The sequence below is a fragment of the Bacteroidota bacterium genome, from assembly GCA_016213405.1.
Lineage (GTDB): Bacteria > Bacteroidota > Bacteroidia > Palsa-948 > Palsa-948 > Palsa-948.
In genome coordinates this window covers 1-2,293 of sequence record JACRAM010000062.1, presented here as the reverse complement: position 1 = coordinate 2,293, position 2,293 = coordinate 1, and the positions used below count along the sequence as shown (strand labels likewise).

Below are 2,293 nucleotides of genomic sequence, written 5' to 3'. Positions count from 1 at the left end.
GAGATGTTCGATTCTTCCAGATAAAAAAAGAATGGATTGAATCAAAGTGTTCATTTCAATAGGAGTTTCGTTAAGAATGACTTTGGCCAAAAAGGCCATGAGGTTAGCGAGCGTCAGACGAAAACTAGTCATCAGTTGGTCAAGTTCGACATCGACATGGTAAACTTCCCGTTTACCCTGGATGCGTGCATACTCCTTGTTCTTTTGTCGTAAAAAGTTAAATTGTTTTTTGAAAGGTTCCTGTATTTTTATTATGTTCCGTTGTGTTTTTCGGATGTCACGTTGGCAGGATTCTAATGCTTTTTGATTTTGCCGTGATTGTTTACGTTTACCATCTTTGATTTTGCTGCTTTCTTTTAGCCAACACTCTTTCTCAAATAAAGACTGAAGTTCTTGATCTTTCTTTGCGATTTGCGAAAGCGGGGTATTTAAGTCCTTTCGCAGACGTCGAAGGTCGGTCTGAAGTTTTTCGATTCTTTCTATCATGTTTTCATCGGGCAGGCGCTTTTTGCCATATCCTACGACCTGATAAAAACAGGTTGCCGCCTTCATCATCGCGTATTGTTTTTCACAAAGGGGCCAACGATCAAAATAGGCTTTCACGACTCCAGAAGCATCAAAGATGTCTTTCGTGATACTGGTGACCAGGCAACATTCCTTACCATTATCCCAACGAACATGGACTGCACGACTTTCATAGATATAACCGGATTCCTTTGAATCAACCAATTCAATGCGGCAGTCTGTCAAGGAGGCTGCTCCATAAGTATAACGTTCTGATGGCAAAAGGTGCTTGAATTTGCGTTGATGAATTTGGTTGGTATCCAAGATAGTAATGTAGTGGTAGCCCTCGGACTTTTCAAAAGCCCTAAGTGTCCCCACAGCATTGCCAGCCCCATCAATGATTAAGGCTCGACTACAGTGTGACTTCTTGGAACGTCGTTGTGAGTTTTCATTCAAAAGTTCATCCAGATGCTCCATCGAACGTAACGCATTGTTTTGCAAATCGGCATTGCCTGAAAAAGTTCGAAAGTAAATCGGGCGTCCAAAACCATCATGGATAACGACTTGTTCCAAGCAACTCATAACCCAGCCCAACATGGTCGCTTTTCCTTTGCGGCATCGTTTTGATTACCACAAAGGTTTAACATTCCCATCAATGTAATAATAGGCTATTTTGTGATTGGTTGAATCATATTGTTCCCAAAATTTGCTCCAAAATCGTGCATTGCAGTTAATTAATTCAGAGGAAACTTGAAGATATTTCAATTCTCTGAGATATTTGTCAATAGTCGCATTTTTATAATTGTAACCACAGGCATATTGCAAAGCGTTACCTAAAGGTTTATCCAGACTTCGCATGGCGCCATTATTCGTCACTAATGGCAAAAGCAATACCGCTAAATTTTTCCGGTTGAAATTGTTTATTTTTCTTTCGTAGAGTGATAAACAGGAGAAATCTTTATCTTTGACTTTATCTGAAACAGATAAGAATTTATTTTGGCGAACGTGAGCAAGCTGATTATAACGCGGCGAGAATGTGCCATTTCGTCTACGTGCGTGAATGTGGTCACCCGTTCCACGCCCATCGCCGTAATATTCAGATTGTTTCACCTGGTGTAAACGTTCTTGAATTGTTCTATTCCAATGTTCCATAATTCCTGTATGCTGGGCTATGGCCGCAAAAATTTCAATGCCGGCCAACGGGGCCATTTCTTGCATGGCGGCCTTTTGGGAGACCATGTAAGAAAGTTTTAATTGGCGTCTTAACTGGTTAATACGACTGGTACTTAGCTTAATTTCCCATTGACTTTGCAATTCATATTGCAAGTCGGTTGAGAATAAATGACGGTTGTAAGCAAAAATACCTCGAAGCATTTGCGATTGCTCTTGTGTAAGTTTGCGGGCATTTCCTTGACAACGTTTATCTGCAAGCCCTGCTTTACCGTCAAGGCGATAGCATTTTTTCAATCGGGAATATTGTCGAATACCAATCGGTGTCGAATGTGTTGAAAAGTAATCTTTCTCAGTTGATTTCGATTTTTTAACGCGATTGAAAAGTTTGAAAAAAATTTTTACTCTCTTTTTTTTGGTAGAAACCATTGACCGTCCTCGTCCAAAGTACAGTTTCTAAAATTCTACACGACGGTCATGGTCAATGTCAATAGAAAAAGGACATTTAAATTATCCGTTATATAAAATAGCCGATAGTCATGCATGGGAAGATAATCATGGGAAGAATACGCTTAGCAGGAAGGGGATCGTGTCGCGCTATGCTCATGTCTGCGTAAGT

General features: G+C 40.3%; 2 protein-coding genes. Both read right to left on the bottom strand.

The genetic code is table 11. The features are described from left to right. The coding region (locus HY841_07350; protein ID MBI4930560.1) for a hypothetical protein at window positions 1–1,077 on the bottom strand (1,077 nt) is incomplete at its 3' end. A gap of 54 nt (window positions 1,078–1,131) precedes the next feature. Continuing rightward, window positions 1,132–2,103 carry a hypothetical protein gene (locus tag HY841_07345; GenBank protein ID MBI4930559.1) on the bottom strand — a complete coding sequence of 324 codons (972 nt, stop codon included), beginning with the start codon at window positions 2,101–2,103 and terminating at the stop codon, window positions 1,132–1,134. Window positions 2,104–2,293 lie beyond the last annotated feature (190 nt).